The sequence below is a fragment of the Nocardia sp. NPDC058705 genome, assembly GCF_042749305.1.
GTDB lineage: Bacteria > Actinomycetota > Actinomycetes > Mycobacteriales > Mycobacteriaceae > Nocardia.
In genome coordinates this window covers 669,345-687,217 of sequence record NZ_JBHYRN010000001.1, presented here as the reverse complement: position 1 = coordinate 687,217, position 17,873 = coordinate 669,345, and the positions used below count along the sequence as shown (strand labels likewise).

Sequence of the window (17,873 nt, the reverse complement as noted above, 5' to 3'; positions counted from 1 at the left end):
CGGTCAGGTTCGGCGGATGCGTCGGTAGGTGGGGGTGGCAGCGGCGGCGGCCGCGAGTTCGGCGGCGAGCCAGGCGATGTCGGTGTCGCCGAGGCCGCCGAGGGTCAGACGCAGGTGGTCGGTGAGCGGTTGGTCGCCTGCTTCGAAGGGGCCGCCGGGTGCGGCTTTGATGCCCGCGGCGGCGAGGCTGATCATGGCGGCGTTCTCGTCGGAGACCGGGAGCCAGAGATTGATGCCGTCACCGGCCGCCACGACGACATCGTGGCGGGCGAGCGCGCGACGCAGAACAGTGGCGCGCCTGCGGTATTCGAGGCGCGCACCCGCGACGGTGGCGCAGGCACCGTCATCGTGGAGCATCGTCAGCAGAATGCGCTGCAGGAGTCGGCTGGACCAGCCGGGTCCGAGCATCCGGCGTTCGACCACCGGATCCAGCAGTGCCGCAGGCCCACCCGCGACGGCCAGCCGCAGATCGGCGCCGTGCGACTTGGAGTAGGAGCGGATATAGACCCCGCGATCGGGGAAGCGCGCGGCCAGTGATCGCAGCGGCGCTGTCGCGATGCCGGCGGAGTGGTCGTCCTCGATGATCAGCGCCGGATGCGAGCCGAGCACAGCGGCCAGCTCACGGACCCTGGCGGCACCGAGGGAGGCGCCGGTCGGGTTGTTGGCGCGGGGCTGCAGGATCACCGCGCGCGGTGTGGGTCCGTCGAAGGCGCGGGCGAATTCCTCAGGGCGGAAACCGGATTCGTCGAGCGGCACGGGGATCGGGCGGGCGCCGAGGCGGGCCAACAGGTCGAGGAAGGGTGGGAAGCACGGGTCTTCGACGATGACCGGGTCGCCGAAGCCCACATGCGCGGCGAGGAGGCGATCCACCGCGTCGAGCGCGCCGTCGAGGACGGTGAGCCGTTCGCACGGCCACGGCCAGTCCGCGCGCAGTGTCGCGGCGAGCTCGGGCAAGACCGCTTCGCCGAGGTAGTGGGCCGAGAGATCGCCCGGCGCGGTGTCGCGCGAGAGAGCATGCAGCGCGGCAGCGAGGTCGGGCAGTAGAGCCGGATCGGGCGTGCCGCGCGACAGGTCGACGCGAAAAGCATTGTCGGAGTGGGAGTGCAGTCGCTGATACCGGCCGACCGGTGCCTCCTGTGTCGCCTCGACGAAGGTGCCCGCCCGCCCGCGCGCGGTGATCGCGCCGGTCGCCGCCAGTGCGCGCCAGGCCTGGCTGACGGTAGCGGGGGAGACCCGGAGTTCGCGGGCCACCTCGCGCACCGTGGGCAGCCGTGTGCCGGGCGCGAGTGCGCCGGAGCGGATGCGGCGGCCGATGGCGGCGGCGATCCCGGCGGCGGTTCGTTCGTCGAGGTCCCCGGCGAAGTCCGCGGGCAGTGCGGTCGGCGAGGCTTCGGTCATTGGCTCATTCTGCGGGGTCGTGCGCGGCCGATCCGGGGTGCACCGCCAAGGTTTACGGCACCGAAACTGTTTCCGCACTCTTGTAACACAACGGAATCAGTTGTAGGTGCAGTATAACAAAGCATGGGAATCGTTAGAGCGGCGCTCGTCCAGACCACCTGGACCGGCGACAAAGAATCAATGATCAAGGTTCACGAGGACTACGCACGGGAGGCGGCGGCGCAGGGCGCGCAGGTGATCTGCTTCCAGGAGTTGTTCTACGGCCCGTACTTCTGCCAGCTACAGGACACCAAGTTCTACGAATACGCCGAATCGGTGCCCGGCCCGACGACCGAGCGGTTCGCCGCGCTGGCCGCCGAGTTGAACATGGTGATCGTGTTGCCGGTCTACGAGCGGGAGATGGACGGGCTGCTCTACAACACTGCGGCGGTGATCGACGCCGACGGCTCCTACCTGGGTAAATACCGCAAACATCATATTCCGCAGGTGGCCGGTTTCTGGGAGAAGTTCTACTTCCGGCCGGGCAATCTGGGCTGGCCGGTTTTCGATACCGCCGTCGGCAAGGTGGGCGTCTATATCTGTTACGACCGCCATTTCCCGGAGGGCTGGCGAGCGCTCGGGCTGGCGGGCGCGGAAATCGTGTTCAATCCGTCGGCGACGTCGAGGGGGCTTTCCAGTTATCTCTGGAAGCTCGAGCAGCCCGCCTCGGCGGTGGCCAACGAGTATTACATCGGCGCGATCAACCGGGTCGGTATCGAGAGCGAATACGGCGACGACGACTTCTACGGCACCAGCTATTTCGTCGACCCCGAGGGGAAATTCGTCGGCGAGGTAGCCTCGGACACCTCCCCGGAATTGGTTGTTCGTGATCTTGATATGGATCTGATCAAAACCGTGCGGGAGAGATGGGCCTTCTATCGCGATCGTCGCCCGGATGCCTACGGACCGTTGGTGAACCCCTGATGCGCACCTTCATCCACGGCGGGACGGTGGTGAGCGCCACCGGGTCCCAGCTCCTCGACGTGCTGATCTCCGACGAGACGATTGTCGCTGTCCTGCAACCGGGTTCGACCGCACTCGGCGCCGATCTGGCCGCCGACGCCGACACGGTGATCGACGCGACCGGCAAGTACGTGATTCCCGGCGGTGTCGACGGGCACACGCACATGCAGTTGCCGTTCGGCGGCACCGAGGCCAGCGACACCTTCGAAACCGGGACTCGGGCCGCGGCCTGGGGCGGCACCACCACGATCGTCGACTTCGCGGTGCAGAAGCCGGGTCAACGGGTGCAGGACACCCTCGCCGAATGGCACGCCAAGGCGGCCGGGCAGTGCGCGATCGACTACGGGTTCCATCAGATCATCGGCGAGGTCAACGACGAATCCCTCAAGGGGATGAGCGAACTCGTCGACGAGGGCGTCACCAGCTTCAAACTGTTCATGGCCTATCCGGGCGTCTTCTATTCCGACGACGGTCAGATCCTGCGCGCCATGCAGTCCGCGGGTGACCTCGGCGCCCTGATGATGATGCACGCGGAGAACGGCATCGCCATCGACGTCTTGGTTGAGCAAGCCCTCGCACGCGGTGACTCCTCGCCGTACTTCCACGGCACGAGCCGGCCGTGGCAGATGGAAGAGGAAGCCACCCATCGCGCGATCATGTTGGCGCAGTTGACCGGTGCCCCGCTGTATGTGGTGCACGTGTCGGCCAAGCAGGCGATGGAACAGATCGCGACGGCGCGGGGCCAAGGGCAGAATGTCTTCGCCGAAACCTGCCCGCAGTATCTGTACCTCTCACTCGAAGAACAGTTGGGCGCACCAGGTTTCGAAGGCGCCAAGTGGGTCTGCTCGACGCCGCTACGATCACGCGCCGAAGGTCATCAGGACGAGCTGTGGCGCTTCATCCGGACCGGTGATGTCACCGCGGTGAGTACCGATCACTGCCCGTTCTGCATGAAGGACCAGAAAGAGCTCGGTCTCGGCGATTTCAGCAAGATCCCCAACGGGATCGGCGGTGTCGAACACCGGATGGATCTGCTGTTCCAGGGTGTCAAGGACGGGCGGATCTCCCTGGAGCGGTGGGTGGAGGTCTGCTGCACCACCCCGGCGCGCATGTTCGGCATGTACCCGCGCAAGGGCGTGATCAGCCCGGGCGCCGATGCCGACGTGGTGATCTACGACCCCAACGGGCACACCAGCATCGGCCTCGGCAAGACCCATCACATGAACATGGATCACTCCTCGTGGGAGGGCTTCGAGATCGACGGACACGTCGACACGGTGCTCTCACGCGGCAAGGTGATCGTCGACAAAGGCGCCTATCACGGTCGCGCCGGGCACGGCCGGTTCCTCCGGCGCGGGCTGTCCCAGAACCTTCTGTAGAACCTGATCCGAAACGGAGAGTACCCATGGACATCGGTGTGGTCCTGCAGTGCACACCACCCGCCTCGCGGGTGATCGAACTGGCCAGAGTGGCCGAGACCCATGGGTTCTCGCACGTGTGGACCTTCGACTCGCACCTGCTCTGGCAGGAGCCCTATGTGATCTACAGCCAGATCCTGGCCGCCACCCGCAAGGTGATCGTCGGCCCGATGGTCACCAACCCGGCCACCAGGGACCAGACGGTCACGGCATCCACCTTCGCCACGCTCAACGAGATGTTCGGCAACCGCACGATCTGCGGCATCGGGCGCGGCGACTCGGCGATCCGCACTCTCGGCGGCAAACCGACCACCCTGGCCACCCTGCGCGAATCGGTCGAGGTGATCAGGGAACTCGGCAACGGGCGCAGCGCCCGGATCGGTGACACCGAGGTGCGGTTCCCGTGGGCCGCCGATTCGCGCCTGGAAGTGTGGGTGGCCGGATACGGGCCCAAGGCGCTGGAACTCACCGGGCAGGTCGCCGACGGGTTCATCCTGCAGCTCGCCGACCCCGACATCACCGCGTGGACCATCGCGAAAGTGCGCGCGGCCGCGCAGGCGGCAGGGCGTGATCCGGCGTCGGTGAAGATCTGTGTCGCCGCACCCGCCTACGTCACCGACGGGTCGGCCGCAGCCCTGGAACACGCCCGCGACCAGTGCCGCTGGTTCGGCGGCATGGTCGGCAATCACGTGGCCGACATCGTCGCGAAATACGGTGCGGGCGGGGATGTTCCGGCCGCGCTGACCGACTACATCGCGGGCAGGCAGGGCTACGACTACAACCAGCACGGGCGGGCGGGCAATACGCACGCCGATTTCGTGCCCGACGAGATCGTCGACCGGTTCTGCCTGATCGGCACTCCCGACGAACAGCTCGCCCGGCTGTGGGAGCTGGAGAAACTCGGGGTCGACCAGTTCGCGGTGTATCTGCAGCACGACGCCAAGACCGCCACGCTCGAAGCTTACGGCGAGCAGATCCTGCCGCGGCTGCACCAGCCGGTCACCGCGACGCAAGAGGCCGGTCCGTCATGACTGCCGGACTCGCCTCGGCGTGGGCGTTGTACACCCTCGGCATCAGCGCGCTCGGTACGGGCGCGGCGCTGGCCGGGCAATGGTGGGCGGGAGTGCGTCGGTGACAACAGCGACCATCGATCCGGCGACAGCCGTTGTCCCGCAGAAAATTCGGGCCGCGACGGCTTCGAAGACAAGGGTGTTGCGCGCGGTCTACGCGGTGAGTGCGTTCGTCCTCGTGGCGGTGATCTGGGAACTGGTGAAGGTACTCGTGCCCGCCGACGGCGTGAGCATCGCGGGCACCCGAATCCTGCCGCGCACCACCGATGCCGCACTCCCACACGTCTGGTCGGTGTTCACCGTGCTCGGTGAGGCGGACGGCAAGGGCACCGTCGGTGAAACACTTTTGCGCACAGGGACATTCACGCTCGGACTGTCGTTGCTGGCGCTGCTGCTCGGCGCGGGGGTCGGTGTGGCGCTGGCCGTGGCGATGCAGCGGTTCGGCTGGCTCGAACGCGGACTTCTGCCGTATGTTGTTCTCTCCCAAACAGTTCCACTGATCGCGCTCGCACCGCTGGTGGCGGCGTGGGGTGGCAAACTGTCCATCGGTGGCGAACCGTGGCGGCCGTGGATGAGCATCGTGGTGATCGCGGCCTACCTCGCCTTCTTCCCCATCGCCATCGGGATGCTGCGTGGACTACAGACGCCGTCGGCCGCTTCGGTCGAATTGATGCGCAGCTGCTCGGCCGGCTGGTGGGCGACGTTGACGCGCTTACGTTTTCCCGCCGCAGTGCCCTCGCTCATCCCCGCACTACGGCTGGCCGCCGCGGCCGCGGTGATCGGGGCGGTCGTCGCCGAGATCTCCACCGGCACCGCGGGCGGGATCGGCCGACAGATCATTGTGTTCTCCCAGCAGGCCACCGGCGACGCGTCCCGCCTCTACGCCGCTGTTCTGGCCGCCGCCCTGCTGGGTGTGGTCCTCACCGCGCTGGTCGGTCTGGTGGAGCTGGCGCTGCGCCGCTACAGCCACCCGCCCGGCACCGGCGCGTCGAGCGAGCGCTGATGAGCGAAACCATCTCCACCACAACGTTTCAGGAAGAAGTTCAGATGCCACCGTCAGTGCCCGAACCACCGCACGCGGCGGGAACGCCTGGAGCGCCGATGGCCACCTCCGTCGTCGAACCCGAGAGCGCGGTCGAGCTGAGTCATCTCGGCAAGACCTTCGCCGCCGGTGACGTGACGGCGCTGGCCGATGTGTCGCTCACCGTCGCGCCGGGGGAGTTCGTCTCGCTCATCGGGCCGTCGGGCTGCGGCAAATCGACCCTGCTGCGCATCATCGCCGACCTCGAGACCCCCAGCAGCGGCACCGTCACCGTGCACGGCAAGCCGGCCCGTCAGGCCCGGATCGACCAGGACTACGGCATCGCGTTCCAGCAGGCCGGATTGCTCGAATGGCGCACCGTCGCAGCCAATGTCGAACTTCCCCTCGAACTGCACAAAGTGCCCAAAGCGCAGCGCAAGGCACGCAGTGCCGAACTCCTCGACATGGCGGGACTCAGCGAGTTCGCCGACCGGTACCCGGCCGAACTGTCCGGCGGTATGCAACAGCGCGTCGCCATCGCTCGCGCGCTGGCCCGCAAACCGTCGCTGCTGCTGATGGACGAACCGTTCGGGGCGCTCGACGAGATGACCCGAGAACGCATGCAGGGCGAATTGCTGCGGATCGCGGGGGAGACCGGTGCGGCCGTCGTGTTCGTCACCCACTCGATTCCCGAAGCGGTCTACCTGTCGGACCGGGTGGTGGTGCTCTCGGCGCGGCCAGGCCGGATCAGCGAGATCGTGCCGACCGGTGGCTGGGATCGCCAGGCGGGCACCGACGTTCGCGCCTCCACCGAATTCTTCGCCGCCGTCGCCGCCGTGCGCGCCGCCCTGCGCGGCGAACACGACGACACCGCCGTGGCCGGACGGGACCTGCGATGAAGACCTGGCTTCCCCCGGTGCTCGTCGGCGTCGTCGCTCTCGCGCTGTGGCAGGTGCTCACGGTGGTGGCGGGCGTGCCCTCGTTCCTGCTGCCCGCCCCCAGCGCGATCGCCACTCAGTTCGGCGAGAACGCGGGCCGGATCTTCGACGCCTCCCTCGCCACCGGCACGAACGCGTTGATCGGCTTCGTCGCGGGCACCGTCCTCGGTCTGGCCGCCGCTGTCCTCGCGGTCCGGTTCCAGCTGATCGACGGGTTGCTCACCCCACTCGCCGCCGCGGCTGCCGCTGTGCCGATCGTGGCGCTGGCACCGCTGCTGAACTCCATGTACTCGACCACCACCGAGACGCCGCGACGGCTCGTCGTCACCATTGTCGTGTTCTTCCCGGTCTTCGTCAGCACCGCGCGCGGATTGCGGCAGGTGCCCAAGGTGCAGGCCGACCTGATGACCTCCTACGCGGCGTCGGGCTGGCAGATCACCCGCACCGTCCGGCTGCCCGCCGCCCTGCCACACCTGTTCACGGGCCTGCGCATCGCCGCACCCGGCGCGGTGATCGCGGCCATCATCGCCGAATACTTCGGCGGTCTGCAGAACGGGCTCGGCAGCCGGATCACCTCCGCCGCGGCCAATACCGCCTATCCGCGCGCCTGGGCCTACGTCGTCGGTGCGATGTGCGTCGGCCTGGTTTTCCTGGCAGCGGTGTTGCTGCTCGAACAACTCACCCGCCGACCCCGAACCCCACTGCTGTCCACGATCCGATGAGGGAGATCCATCCATGAGCAAGACCGCATTCCGGTTGGGTAGTGCGGTGGCCGCGGCCGCCGTCGCTGCCGCCGCGTTGACCGGCTGTAGTACCACCGAATCCGAGACCACCGCCGACGGCCTCACCAAGGTGACCTTGCAGCTGCAATGGTTCAAGCAGGGGCAGTTCGCGGGATACCTGGCCGCCGTGGACCAGGGCTTCTACAAGGAACAGGGACTGTCGGTCGAGATCCTCGACGGCGGCACCGACATCGTCCCGCAGACTGTCCTCGCCCAGGGTCAGGCCGACTACGCCGTCGCCTGGGTGCCCAAGGCCCTCGCCTCCCGCGAGGCAGGCGCCGGGATCACCGAGATCGCACAGATCTTCCAGAAGTCGGGCACCAAGCAGGTCTCGTTCAAAGCCGACAATATCGCCGGTCCTGCGGACCTGCGTGGCAAGACCGTCGGAAACTGGGGCTACGGCAACGAATTCGAACTGTTCGCCGGGATGACCAAGGCCGGGATCGATCCGGCCGAGGACGTGAAACTGGTCCAGCAGCAGTTCGACATGAACGCGTTCCTGGCCAAGGACATCGCTGCCGCCCAAGCCATGTCTTACAACGAATACGCCCAGCTCCTCGAAACCAAGAACCCGGCCACCGGAAAGCTCTACACCGCAGACGATTTCAGCACCATCGACTGGAACGACCAGGGTGTGGCCATGCTGCAGGACGCCTTGTGGGCCAACACCGAGAAGCTGAAAGACAGCAAATATCAGGACCAGACCGTCAAGTTCCTGGCCGCCTCGCTCAAGGGTTGGGCGTTCTGCCGCGACAACCTCGACAAGTGCCGCGACATCACCGTCGCCGCAGGCGCCACGCTCGGTGCGGGACACCAGCAGTGGCAGATCAACGAGGTGAACAAGCTGATCTGGCCCTCACCCGCCGGTATCGGCGCCATCGACAAGACCGCATGGGATCGCACGGTGTCGATCGCCAAGACCACCAAGAACGCCGAGGGCGCAACGGTTCTCACCAAGGACCCCGATACCGAGTCCTACACCACCGAGTACGTCACCAAGGCCCTCGACCAGTTGAAGGCCGCGGGCGTGGACGTGACGGGCGCGAATTTCCAGCCCACCCAGGTCACCCCGACCGAGGGCGGTAAATAACATCCACTGCCGAACGGCGGCCCATTTCGGTGGGCCGCCGTTCGTGCGTTCAGCGCGGGGTCAGTTCGATGACCACGCCGCCCTTCTGCCAGGTCTGGTAGATGTCGGCCTTGGACGGCTCGCCGTCCGCCAGGTAGCCGATGCCGTTGAACTTGGCGTTCTGCTTGTTGTCGCGCGCGATCACCGCGAACAGTTCGATCACGTGCTGCTCGTCGGTATGCACAGTGGCGGTGAAGGTTTCGGGCGCGGCCCCACGCGACAGAGTCACCTCCGTGCCACCCTGCAGGTTCTTCACCCACGGGCGCAGCGCGGTGCCGATCAGCAGGGTGCCGTTGTGTTTCGTGTAGGCCACGGGGACGTCGTAGACCGCGCCGGATTTGCGGCCGACCACGTGCAACGTCGCCAGGGACTTGCCGACGATGCCCGACAGGATCGGCACCTTCAGCAAACTGCGGACGAAGGTGTTGACCCTGCCCTGGTAGGAGCGGATCGGTTCGGGGCCGGTGGTCGTCGGTGTGCCATAAGGATTTTCAGGAGACGCACTCTCGCTCATGGTCCCAGTATGGGATGCGCGGCCCTGGTGCGCACCGCACGTCACCTACGCTGCGGAGATGACTTCCGGACAGACCGAGATCTGGCACAACCCCCGCTGCACGAAGAGCCGCAACGCCACCGCGCACCTGGACGCGGCCGGGGTGGACTACACCGTGCGCCGCTACCTCGACGATCCACCGACCGTCGAGGAACTGCGGGCGGTGCTCGCACGGCTCGACGCGCAGCCGTGGGACATCACCCGCACCGGCGAGCAGATCGCCAAGGATCTCGGGATGTCGGGATGGGGGCGCACCGAGGCCGATCGGGAGCGGTGGCTGACCGCGTTGGCCGAGAATCCGAAGCTGATCCAGCGGCCGATCGTGCTCACCGCCGACGGTGGCGCGGTGCTGGCTCGTGACGAGGAATCGCTGCGTCAGCTCGACTGATTCGCCCGGTTGCCCGGAGATAACTATTCGGGCACGAGCGTAACGTGGTGAGTGGAACGAGGGATGTAGCAGTCATCACCGGAACGTTGTGTCCCGGTGCGAATAATCGGACCGAGCGTGGAATCGCCGCAGGTTTGGGAAGCGGACCTTCACGCAGGGAGGTTGTCATGACATCGCTTCGCAAACTCGCAGTCGGCGCCACCGCGGCCGGGCTGATCGGCGCTTCGACGCTGCTCGCCGCGCCCGCCGAGGCCACGCCGCCAGGTCGCTGTTCGGTGAATCCGATCGCCGCCACCGGGGCCTTCTCGCAGTGCGGTGACCCGGTCTGGCATCAGGTGCGCGTCACCTGCTGGGCCTGGTGGAACTGGTTCGGCAGCTATGAACGCTACGGCCAGCCCGCGCACGGCGGGTACCACTCCGAAACCGCCTGTGACCTGCCGTTCAGCATGCAGACCTGGTCAGTGGTCGTCTACTGAGTCAGCGTCGGGGGCCGTCGTCGCCGTCGAGCAGGCCGTCCAGGACGGTCCGTGTGTCGGGAACGAAGGGCCACGCCGGATCACTCAGGTGCGCACGCAGTTCGGCATCGGTCCACCACCAGCCGTCCGCGATCTCGGACGGCTGGTGGACGACCGGCCCGTCGTAGCGGTACTCGTACCCGAACAGGTGGCAGCGCAGTGCGCGGTCGGCCCAGGTGCCGTCCCAGGATGCGGTGGCGCGCAACGGAAGTACGGTGCCGACGGGTACGACGATGCCGAGTTCCTCACGGAGTTCGCGGACCGCGGTGTCGGACGGGTCCTCGCCCGCGTCGACCACGCCGCCCGCGAGGCAGTCGTGCATGCCCGCGAAAACGAGTTTGCTGTCGGTACGCCGGTGGACGTACACCTTGGTTCCGTCGGCCGAACGAACCAGGACGCCCGCGCTCGCGTGCCACAGACCCTCGCGGTAGACGGTGCCGCGATCGGCCTCGCCGATTACCACCCCGTCCGCGTTATAGACGGCGAGCAGTTCGTCCTCGGGATTCGCTGACACCGCCCGAGGGTAACTGTCGCGGGTCACGACCGTCGGCTCCTGTCCTCACGCCGGTCGACCACATCCCGATCGGACCGGATCCGATGGCGATCACCGGATCACCGGATCGAGCGGTTATCGCTTGCGGCGCTGGGGTTTCACCCCCGGTCGTGGCGCGGCAGCTCGGGCCGCAGCTGCGACCACTGCCCTTTCCGCGGCGGCTTCGGTGTCGAGCTTGCGGCGGATCAGATATTGCTGTCCGCAGGTCCAGACGGCGTTGGTGGCGAAATAGGTGAGCACGACGACCGGCAGGATCGCCCCGCCGATCAGTGCGCCCGCCGGGAACACCCACAGCGACAGGTTGCGCATGATCGCGGCCGTGCCGTTGTCGCCGACCAGCGGGGTGAGCCGGGCCGTGAAGTGGGTGGCCAGCGCTGCGATCAGGACCAGCGGGATGGTGAGGACCGCGACCGCGACGAATACCTCGCCCGCACCGGACAGGGTCGCCGACAGCGGTGCGCCGAACAGCCTGGCATCGAGGAACGCGCGGACCTCGGGTGCGCCGAACAGGTAGTTCGCGGTCGCGCTGTTGACATCGACCGGCAGTGGGCTGTCGGTGGACGTGAACGGGCCGACCGCGTAGGTGCCGGTGCGGTCGAACGAGCGCAGCACGTGGAACAGGCCGAGAAAGACCAGCCCCTGGGCGATCAACGGCACGAAACCGGCGAACATGCTGACGCCGTGCTCGCGATGGAGCAGCCGGATCTTCTCGGCCTGGGCGCGCGGGTCGTCGCGATGCGTGCGGCGAAGGGCGTCCATCTGTGGCTGCAGCGAACGCAGGACTTGCTGGGACCGGGCCTGCCGGAGGGCGGTGCGCACGAGCAACGCGCGGACGGTGACGACCAGGGCGACGACGGCGAGTAGCCACGCGAGACCACTGGCCGGGCCGAGCGCGACGGCGAAGAATTGGTGCCAGCACCACAGCACGGCGGACACGGGAAAATAGACGAAATCGAGCATGACGGGACGACCTGTCCGTGAAGCGTGCGCGAACGCACGAAGGGGGAGTGGGATCACGAAATCCGACTGGCGGCGCCGATGGCGCGGTACCTGTCAGTGGTGATCGATCCCCGGTGCTCGTGGACGTGGACGGCCGGCGGTATCCGGATTGCTCTGTCGCAGAAAGGATCCGCGCAAGCGGCGCTGCGCCGACCGTGGCGGACCCGCGCACGCCACCCGAACGGGCAGCTGACTGCGGCCGGTGACCGCGACCAGCGCGCACACCATCGCGGCGGCGACGGCACCGAACGCGAGCATCCGCGTGGCCTCGCCGCCGGGCGTGGAGATGAGCACGAAGGCGGGCAGCACGCACGCGAGAACCGCGTACGCCATCACCATCGCCCGTGCCTGCATGTCACCGAGCATACCGGTGTCCGCCGAGAGACCAGCGTGTCGAAGGAAGGGTTCGGGTATTGTGTGCATTATCAAAGGTGACTGAACGCGGCGTTAACTGTTACTTCGAGTAACGCTTATATTGATGGAACGCGATGTCACGGTCAATTTCGCCGCGGGTATCGTTGGCTGTGTGACTGCACCATCCGCGCAAGCCGACCAGACCGCAGGTGACGGCCGCGCCACCCGCTGGCACGGCCACAAAGAGCGCCGTCGTGCGGAGATGATCGATGCCGCCATCGAGGTGATCGAGGAACACGGTCTCGAGATCTCGGTGCAGCTCATCGCAGAACACCTGGCACTGCCGCGACCGGTGGTCTACCGCCACGTCGGTGGCCGCGCGGAACTCGACGCGCTGGCCCGTCAGCGGATCCTGGAACTGCTCCTGGCCGAGCTGCTGCCCGCCCTCCAATCCGACGGCACGCTCAAAGACGCCGTCCGCGGCGCCGTGGGCACCTACCTCGGCTGGATCGAACTCCACCCGAATCTGCACCGCTTCCTCGGCGACGCGGCACCGCAGGGCGCACCGAGCCTCAGCGGCGCCGGTCGCGCGGTCAGTGGTCAGCTGGCCGACATCTTCGCGGCCAGCCTGGCCCGCTTCGGCATCGAACCCGCGCGCGGGCGGCCGATGGCTTTCGGCATCGTCGGTCTCGTCGACGGTGTGGTGGCGAGTTGGCGTGCGGAGTCGGAGCCGGTGCTCACCGCCGAGCAGGTGCAGGGCATCCTGACCGAGTCGGTGCTGTCGTTGTTCGAGGGCAATGCCCGCAGCCTCGGTGTTCCGCTGCAACGGGATTCGCTCGTCGCCGACCTGCTCATCGCCCCGGATGCGGCCCCGCCACCCGGTGAGCGGCTGGGCTGATTCACCCGGCCAGCGCACGATAGGTCCGATTCCACAGCCACTCGACGGGTCCGCGCTCGAAACGGCGTAACCACAGGTGGGCGAAGACGATGATCGCGGCGGCGACCAGCAGATAGATCGCCACGGTGAACGGCACCCGCGCCGACTCCGAGAAGCGCGCCGCCAACCCGAAACCCCAGCCGTAGCAGAGCATTCCGGCGATCAGATTCTGCAGGATGTAGCAGCTGAGCGCGGTACGGCCGACTTCGCTCAATCGTGCGCCCGCGAACCCGAGGCGCGGCCTGCGTAAGTAGAACTCGGCGACGGCGGCCAGGATCGCGAGGGCGACGAACGGCGCCGTGCCGTAGCGGGTGAAGATCAGGAAGTCGCCGCCACCCACGACGCCGACGACGAGATCGACTGGTGCGGCTACGGCGAAGCCGATCACCATGAGCCACCGGCGAATTCGCGCCCCTTCAGGCCGGAAGACACCCGCCCGGAACAGTCGCGCACCGACGAGGAACAGTGCGATCGACATCGGAAACACGAAGATCGTCTCCAACCGGAACATCAGCGCGTTGTCGAGCCGGAACAACACCAGATCCCAAAACGATCCGTCCGCATAGGGATTCGGGTCCAGCGGTGCCGACGTGGTCGGCTCCTGTGCCGGTGCGAAGGCGAGTGCGGCGGCGATCAACGTCAACATCGTCACGTGGACCGAGGCCGCGATGATCAGCCAACGGCGTTGTGCCCGTTCGCTTGTCGCCAGAATGTAGGCGACGACGAGGCCGGTCAGCGCGTAACCCATCAGCACGTCGAACTCGGCGACGAACAGGAAGTTCAGTAATCCGTCCAGGAGCAGCAATCCCGCGCGGTAGGGATACTTGCCAGGCCACAGCCGACCGCCCCGTTGCGCCGAACCCTGCTGGATGGCCAGACCGATCCCGAACATCACCGTCAGCAGGCCGAGGAACTTCCCCTGCGCGAGCTGCTGGAGCACCCGCTCGGACCACATCCAGGCGTTCTCGGGCGTGGCGCCCAGCTCATCGAGGTAGCCGATCATGCCCGCCGCACTGGTGAAGATCCAGATATTGGTACCGAGGGTGCCCAGGATCGCGATGCCGCGCAGCACATCCAGCGCGATCATCCGAGCGGGCCGCGGCGCGGCGGGCGCTGTGGTGGTGGGTGCGACGGCATCGGTCATGCACTGAGTATCGGCGCGAGCACCCGCCCGGCGGATCGCTCACGAGGACCATTTCAGGGTCCCTCTCTTGGGGGACGTGACCGGCGTGCGCGAGCGACTTCGGACCGCTGCGGGTCGGCACCCATTAGGCTCGACGGCATGCAGCGCATCATCGGAATCGAGGTCGAATACGGCATCTCGACCCCCACGGAGCCGACGGCCAACCCGATCCTCACCTCCACACAGGCCGTTCTCGCCTACGCGGCCGCGGCGGGGGTGCCGAGAGCCAAACGGACCCGCTGGGACTACGAGGTGGAATCCCCGCTGCGCGACGCGCGCGGATTCGACCTCAGCCGGATGAGTGGGCCCGCACCGGTCATCGACGCCGACGAGGTCGGCGCGGCGAACATGATCCTCACCAACGGCGCCCGGCTCTACGTCGACCACGCGCACCCTGAATACGCCGCGCCCGAGGTCGTCGACCCCCTGGATGCGGTCATCTGGGACAAAGCGGGCGAACGGGTGATGGAAGCGGCCGCCCGGCACGCCTCGAGCGTCCCCGGCGCGCCGCGGCTGCAGCTGTACAAGAACAACGTCGACGGTAAGGGCGCCTCCTACGGCACCCACGAGAACTACCTGATGAGCCGCGACACCCCGTTCAGCCACATCATCGCGGGTCTGACCCCGTTCTTCGTGTCCCGCCAGGTGATCTGCGGCGCGGGTCGGGTCGGGATCGGCCAGTCCGGTGACCACGCCGGCTTTCAGCTCTCCCAGCGTGCCGACTACATCGAGGTCGAGGTCGGCCTGGAGACCACGCTCAAGCGCGGCATCATCAACACCCGCGACGAGCCGCACGCCGACGCCGACAAATACCGGCGACTGCACGTGATCATCGGCGACGCCAACCTCGCCGAGATGTCGACCTACCTCAAGGTCGGCACCACCGCGCTGGTCCTGGACATGATCGAAGGCGGCGAGGACCTCTCGGAGTTCCAGCTCGCGCGCCCGGTCACCGCCGTGCACCAGATCAGCCACGACCCCACACTGCGCGCCACGGTCGCACTCGTGGACGGCCGTGAGCTGACCGGCCTTGCGCTGCAACGGCTTTACCACGAGCGGGCCGCCAAGTTCGTGCACCGGCAGGGCAACGACGACCCCCGCGTGCTCGACATCCTCGACAACTGGGCGATGGTGCTCGACCTGCTCGAGCGCGACCCCCTCGACGCCGCGCACCTGCTCGACTGGCCCGCCAAACTACGCCTGCTCGAGGGTATGCGCAGCCGCGAGGGCCTTGGCTGGGCCGCGCCGAAACTGCACCTGATGGACCTGCAGTACTCCGATGTGCGCCTGGACAAGGGCCTCTACAACCGCCTCGTCGCGCGCGGTTCGATGAAGCGCCTCGTCACCGAGCAGCAGGTGCTCGACGCGATGACCAACCCGCCCACCGACACCCGCGCCTACTTCCGCGGTGAGTGCCTGCGCCGATTCGGGGCCGATATCGCCGCCGCCAGTTGGGATTCGGTGATCTTCGATCTCGGTGGTGATTCGCTGGTGCGGATTCCGACTCTCGAGCCACGTCGCGGCACGAAAGCGCACGTCGGAAAGCTGCTCGACGCCTCGCGCACGGCCACGGAACTGGTCGAACAGCTCACCCACTGACGTCGGTTCACGCCACGACCGCGCGACAATCCGATCGCTATCGACCACCTTGTCGGATCCGCTCGGTAGGGTTGTGGGACACACACGATCATCGTGATGAGGAAGAGGAGGTCGGCTGCCATGGCACAAGAGCAGACCAAGCGCGCCGGGGGTGGCGACGAGGACGAGGGCCCCGAGGGCGTAGACGCGGCAGGGCAGGAACGCCGCGAAAAGCTCGCGGAGGAAACCGACGACTTGCTCGATGAAATCGATGACGTGCTCGAAGAGAACGCCGAAGACTTCGTGCGGGCATATGTGCAGAAGGGCGGCCAGTGACCCCAGGTGACCCCTTGCGCCTCCACGCGGGGCGGGCTCTCTCCTCGTTCACCGAACATCTGCGCATGCACGCACCGGACCTGTTGCCCGCCAACAGGTTCCCGGCCTCGGATCTGACCGCGACGAAGGACTTGGCGCCGCACGGCACCACCATCGTCGCGGTCACCTACCGCGGTGGCGTGCTGATCGCGGGCGACCGCAGGGCCACCATGGGCAACCTGCTGGCCAGTCGCGATACCGAGAAGGTGTACATCACCGACACCTTCTCGGCCGCGGGTATCGCGGGCACCGCGGGCATCGCGATCGAGATGGTTCGGCTGTTCGCGGTGGAGCTGGAGTATTACGAGAAAATCGAAGGCGTACCGCTGACCTTCGACGGTAAAGCCAACAAGCTGTCGAAGATGGTTCGCGACAACCTGCCCGCTGCGATGCAGGGGTTGGCCGCGATTCCGCTGCTGGTCGGTTTCGACGACCAGATCCTCGACCTCGACCGATCCGGCCGCATCGTGTCCTACGACGTGGTCGGCGGGCGCAGCGAGGAACGGTTCGGCTACACCGCCGTCGGCTCCGGTTCGATGTTCGCGAAGTCGTCGCTGAAGAAGCTCTACCAGCGCGGCATCGATCAGGACCGCGCCCTGCGGATCGCGGTGGAATCACTGTTCGACGCCGCCGACGACGACACCGCCACCGGCGGTCCCGACATGCTGCGCGGGATCTACCCGACAGCGGTGGTGATCGACGCCGACGGTGCCGACGAGATCGGTGAGGATCGTCTCGCCGAGATCGCCCGCGCCGTGATCGCCGACCGGGAAGCCGCGGAAGAAGGGGGCGCCGTCCTATGACGCTGCCGTATTACGCCTCGGCCGAGCAGATCATGCGCGACAAGACCGAGCTCGCCCGCAAGGGCATCGGTCGCGGTCGCAGTGTTATCGTGCTGGTCTACGCCGACGGTGTGCTGTTCGTCGCCGAGAACCCCTCGGCGACGCTGCACAAGGTCAGCGAGCTCTACGACCGCGTCGGGTTCGCCGCGGTCGGCAAGTACAACGAGTTCGAGGCACTGCGCCGCGGCGGCATCCTGCAGGCCGATCTCAAGGGTTACCAGTACGACCGGCGCGATGTCACCGGGCGTGGGCTGGCCAACCTGTACGCGCAGACCCTGGGTTCGATCTTCACCGATCAGCTCAAGCCCTACGAGGTGGAGATCTGCGTCGCGGAGGTGGGCTATCCGGAACAGTCGCCGACTTCGGTGCTGTACCGGATCACCTTCGACGGGTCCATCGTCGACGAACGTGAGTACGTCGTGATGGGCGGCACCACCGAGCCGATCCTGACCCAGCTCAAAGCCACCTACAAGCCGGGGTTGTCCCTGGACGACGCGTTGAAGGTGGCGATCGGCGCACTGGTGGCCGGTCAGCCCGAGGCCGACAAGGACAAGCGTTCGCTCGGTGAGGCGTCCCTCGAGGTCGCCACGCTCGAGCAGCAGCGTCCGCGCCGGGCGTTCCGCAGGCTGCAGGGCCCCGCCCTGGAGTCGGCGTTGGCCGCATCGAAGCCCAAGCCGGTGAAAGAGGCGAAGCTGCCCGAACCCGACGACGAGACGGGTAAATAACCCACCGTCACGATCATGATCGGGCCTGCGAACCACAGCGGTTCGCAGGCCCGATCTCGTCGTGTGCGCGCCGGTCGTGCACTGTCCGAATCGTTGTGAACACGTAGGCGAAT

Annotated in this window: 20 protein-coding genes; 14 read left to right on the top strand and 6 right to left on the bottom strand. The window is 67.1% G+C overall.

The window, feature by feature from the left end; genetic code table 11:
• Nucleotides 1–3: 3 nt before the first annotated feature.
• Nucleotides 4–1,398 carry a PLP-dependent aminotransferase family protein gene (locus ACFW6D_RS03045; protein WP_379324169.1) on the bottom strand — a complete coding sequence of 465 codons (1,395 nt, stop codon included), beginning with the start codon at nucleotides 1,396–1,398 and terminating at the stop codon, nucleotides 4–6.
• A 123-nt stretch (nucleotides 1,399–1,521) separates the two neighbouring features.
• On the opposite strand from ACFW6D_RS03045, the gene ACFW6D_RS03040 reads away from it, so the two are divergent.
• The 7 genes from ACFW6D_RS03040 to ACFW6D_RS03010 all read left to right on the top strand — a co-directional run bounded on the left by ACFW6D_RS03040 (nucleotide 1,522) and on the right by ACFW6D_RS03010 (nucleotide 8,719).
• Complete coding sequence (locus ACFW6D_RS03040; protein WP_379324167.1) at nucleotides 1,522–2,361, top strand: nitrilase-related carbon-nitrogen hydrolase; 840 nt, start codon at nucleotides 1,522–1,524, stop codon at nucleotides 2,359–2,361.
• A complete protein-coding gene (hydA, locus tag ACFW6D_RS03035; protein ID WP_379324165.1) occupies nucleotides 2,361–3,779 on the top strand; it encodes a dihydropyrimidinase in 1,419 nt (472 codons plus the stop codon). Before ACFW6D_RS03040 ends, hydA begins: the two co-directional genes overlap by 1 nt.
• A 26-nt stretch (nucleotides 3,780–3,805) precedes the next feature.
• Nucleotides 3,806–4,849, top strand: a complete 1,044-nt coding sequence (locus ACFW6D_RS03030; RefSeq protein ID WP_379324163.1) for a TIGR03842 family LLM class F420-dependent oxidoreductase — start codon at nucleotides 3,806–3,808, stop codon at nucleotides 4,847–4,849.
• Between the two features lie 100 nt (nucleotides 4,850–4,949).
• Nucleotides 4,950–5,891: an ABC transporter permease gene (locus ACFW6D_RS03025; protein WP_379324161.1), complete on the top strand. Its 942-nt coding sequence runs from the start codon at nucleotides 4,950–4,952 to the stop codon at nucleotides 5,889–5,891.
• A 98-nt stretch (nucleotides 5,892–5,989) separates the two neighbouring features.
• Nucleotides 5,990–6,808: an ABC transporter ATP-binding protein gene (locus tag ACFW6D_RS03020; protein WP_379324159.1), complete on the top strand. Its 819-nt coding sequence runs from the start codon at nucleotides 5,990–5,992 to the stop codon at nucleotides 6,806–6,808.
• Nucleotides 6,805–7,569 carry an ABC transporter permease gene (locus ACFW6D_RS03015; protein WP_379324157.1) on the top strand — a complete coding sequence of 255 codons (765 nt, stop codon included), beginning with the start codon at nucleotides 6,805–6,807 and terminating at the stop codon, nucleotides 7,567–7,569. Before ACFW6D_RS03020 ends, ACFW6D_RS03015 begins: the two co-directional genes overlap by 4 nt.
• A 13-nt stretch (nucleotides 7,570–7,582) precedes the next feature.
• Nucleotides 7,583–8,719, top strand: a complete 1,137-nt coding sequence (locus ACFW6D_RS03010) for an ABC transporter substrate-binding protein (RefSeq protein WP_379324155.1) — start codon at nucleotides 7,583–7,585, stop codon at nucleotides 8,717–8,719.
• A gap of 49 nt (nucleotides 8,720–8,768) precedes the next feature.
• On the opposite strand, the gene ACFW6D_RS03005 is transcribed toward ACFW6D_RS03010, so the two are convergent.
• A complete protein-coding gene (locus ACFW6D_RS03005; RefSeq protein WP_379324153.1) occupies nucleotides 8,769–9,272 on the bottom strand; it encodes a hypothetical protein in 504 nt (167 codons plus the stop codon).
• A 58-nt stretch (nucleotides 9,273–9,330) separates the two neighbouring features.
• On the opposite strand from ACFW6D_RS03005, the gene ACFW6D_RS03000 reads away from it, so the two are divergent.
• Together ACFW6D_RS03000 and ACFW6D_RS02995 are read left to right on the top strand one after the other, a co-directional pair.
• Nucleotides 9,331–9,699, top strand: a complete 369-nt coding sequence (locus ACFW6D_RS03000; protein WP_379324151.1) for an arsenate reductase family protein — start codon at nucleotides 9,331–9,333, stop codon at nucleotides 9,697–9,699.
• Between the two features lie 167 nt (nucleotides 9,700–9,866).
• Nucleotides 9,867–10,175 (top strand): hypothetical protein, encoded by a 309-nt coding sequence (locus ACFW6D_RS02995; RefSeq protein ID WP_379324149.1) that lies wholly within the window; start codon nucleotides 9,867–9,869, stop codon nucleotides 10,173–10,175.
• Between the two features lies 1 nt (nucleotide 10,176).
• Here ACFW6D_RS02995 and ACFW6D_RS02990 read toward each other — a convergent pair whose 3' ends face one another.
• The 3 genes from ACFW6D_RS02990 to ACFW6D_RS02980 form a co-directional block, all read right to left on the bottom strand.
• On the bottom strand, nucleotides 10,177–10,728 hold the full coding sequence (locus tag ACFW6D_RS02990) for an NUDIX domain-containing protein (RefSeq protein WP_379324147.1): 552 nt from the start codon (nucleotides 10,726–10,728) through the stop codon (nucleotides 10,177–10,179).
• Between the two features lie 114 nt (nucleotides 10,729–10,842).
• Nucleotides 10,843–11,727: a membrane protein insertase YidC gene (gene yidC / locus ACFW6D_RS02985; protein WP_379324145.1), complete on the bottom strand. Its 885-nt coding sequence runs from the start codon at nucleotides 11,725–11,727 to the stop codon at nucleotides 10,843–10,845.
• A 93-nt stretch (nucleotides 11,728–11,820) separates the two neighbouring features.
• Nucleotides 11,821–12,120, bottom strand: coding sequence for a DUF6412 domain-containing protein (locus ACFW6D_RS02980; protein WP_379324143.1), 300 nt, complete (start codon nucleotides 12,118–12,120; stop codon nucleotides 11,821–11,823).
• Nucleotides 12,121–12,292: 172 nt separating this feature from the next.
• Between ACFW6D_RS02980 and ACFW6D_RS02975 the strand changes: the two genes are divergently transcribed.
• Nucleotides 12,293–13,018, top strand: a complete 726-nt coding sequence (locus ACFW6D_RS02975; RefSeq protein WP_379324141.1) for a TetR/AcrR family transcriptional regulator — start codon at nucleotides 12,293–12,295, stop codon at nucleotides 13,016–13,018.
• Nucleotide 13,019: 1 nt separating this feature from the next.
• On the opposite strand, the gene ACFW6D_RS02970 is transcribed toward ACFW6D_RS02975, so the two are convergent.
• The gene (locus ACFW6D_RS02970; protein WP_379324139.1) at nucleotides 13,020–14,201 is read right to left on the bottom strand and encodes a DUF418 domain-containing protein; all 1,182 of its coding nucleotides are present in this window, start codon (nucleotides 14,199–14,201) and stop codon (nucleotides 13,020–13,022) included.
• Between the two features lie 138 nt (nucleotides 14,202–14,339).
• Here ACFW6D_RS02970 and dop point away from each other — a divergent pair, with 138 nt between their 5' ends.
• The 4 genes from dop (at nucleotide 14,340) to prcA (ending at nucleotide 17,760) form a co-directional block, all read left to right on the top strand.
• Nucleotides 14,340–15,839 carry a depupylase/deamidase Dop gene (gene dop / locus ACFW6D_RS02965; protein WP_379324137.1) on the top strand — a complete coding sequence of 500 codons (1,500 nt, stop codon included), beginning with the start codon at nucleotides 14,340–14,342 and terminating at the stop codon, nucleotides 15,837–15,839.
• A gap of 120 nt (nucleotides 15,840–15,959) precedes the next feature.
• Nucleotides 15,960–16,154, top strand: a complete 195-nt coding sequence (locus ACFW6D_RS02960) for a ubiquitin-like protein Pup (protein ID WP_019047503.1) — start codon at nucleotides 15,960–15,962, stop codon at nucleotides 16,152–16,154.
• Entirely contained in the window at nucleotides 16,151–16,996 is an 846-nt protein-coding gene (prcB, locus tag ACFW6D_RS02955; RefSeq protein WP_379324135.1) for a proteasome subunit beta, read from the top strand. The genes ACFW6D_RS02960 and prcB overlap by 4 nt, the downstream gene beginning before the upstream one ends.
• Nucleotides 16,993–17,760 (top strand): proteasome subunit alpha, encoded by a 768-nt coding sequence (gene prcA / locus ACFW6D_RS02950; RefSeq protein WP_379230544.1) that lies wholly within the window; start codon nucleotides 16,993–16,995, stop codon nucleotides 17,758–17,760. The genes prcB and prcA overlap by 4 nt, the downstream gene beginning before the upstream one ends.
• Nucleotides 17,761–17,873: the final 113 nt, after the last annotated feature.

Coding starts and splice junctions, on each gene's coding strand:
- ACFW6D_RS03045 (WP_379324169.1), bottom strand. CDS start 1,398: ATGACCGAAGCCTCGCCGACCGCACTGCCCGCGGACTTCGCCGGGGAC.
- ACFW6D_RS03040 (WP_379324167.1), top strand. CDS start 1,522: ATGGGAATCGTTAGAGCGGCGCTCGTCCAGACCACCTGGACCGGCGAC.
- hydA (WP_379324165.1), top strand. CDS start 2,361: ATGCGCACCTTCATCCACGGCGGGACGGTGGTGAGCGCCACCGGGTCC.
- ACFW6D_RS03030 (WP_379324163.1), top strand. CDS start 3,806: ATGGACATCGGTGTGGTCCTGCAGTGCACACCACCCGCCTCGCGGGTG.
- ACFW6D_RS03020 (WP_379324159.1), top strand. CDS start 5,990: ATGGCCACCTCCGTCGTCGAACCCGAGAGCGCGGTCGAGCTGAGTCAT.
- ACFW6D_RS03015 (WP_379324157.1), top strand. CDS start 6,805: ATGAAGACCTGGCTTCCCCCGGTGCTCGTCGGCGTCGTCGCTCTCGCG.
- ACFW6D_RS03010 (WP_379324155.1), top strand. CDS start 7,583: ATGAGCAAGACCGCATTCCGGTTGGGTAGTGCGGTGGCCGCGGCCGCC.
- ACFW6D_RS03005 (WP_379324153.1), bottom strand. CDS start 9,272: ATGAGCGAGAGTGCGTCTCCTGAAAATCCTTATGGCACACCGACGACC.
- ACFW6D_RS03000 (WP_379324151.1), top strand. CDS start 9,331: ATGACTTCCGGACAGACCGAGATCTGGCACAACCCCCGCTGCACGAAG.
- ACFW6D_RS02995 (WP_379324149.1), top strand. CDS start 9,867: ATGACATCGCTTCGCAAACTCGCAGTCGGCGCCACCGCGGCCGGGCTG.
- yidC (WP_379324145.1), bottom strand. CDS start 11,727: ATGCTCGATTTCGTCTATTTTCCCGTGTCCGCCGTGCTGTGGTGCTGG.
- ACFW6D_RS02980 (WP_379324143.1), bottom strand. CDS start 12,120: ATGCAGGCACGGGCGATGGTGATGGCGTACGCGGTTCTCGCGTGCGTG.
- ACFW6D_RS02970 (WP_379324139.1), bottom strand. CDS start 14,201: ATGACCGATGCCGTCGCACCCACCACCACAGCGCCCGCCGCGCCGCGG.
- dop (WP_379324137.1), top strand. CDS start 14,340: ATGCAGCGCATCATCGGAATCGAGGTCGAATACGGCATCTCGACCCCC.
- ACFW6D_RS02960 (WP_019047503.1), top strand. CDS start 15,960: ATGGCACAAGAGCAGACCAAGCGCGCCGGGGGTGGCGACGAGGACGAG.
- prcA (WP_379230544.1), top strand. CDS start 16,993: ATGACGCTGCCGTATTACGCCTCGGCCGAGCAGATCATGCGCGACAAG.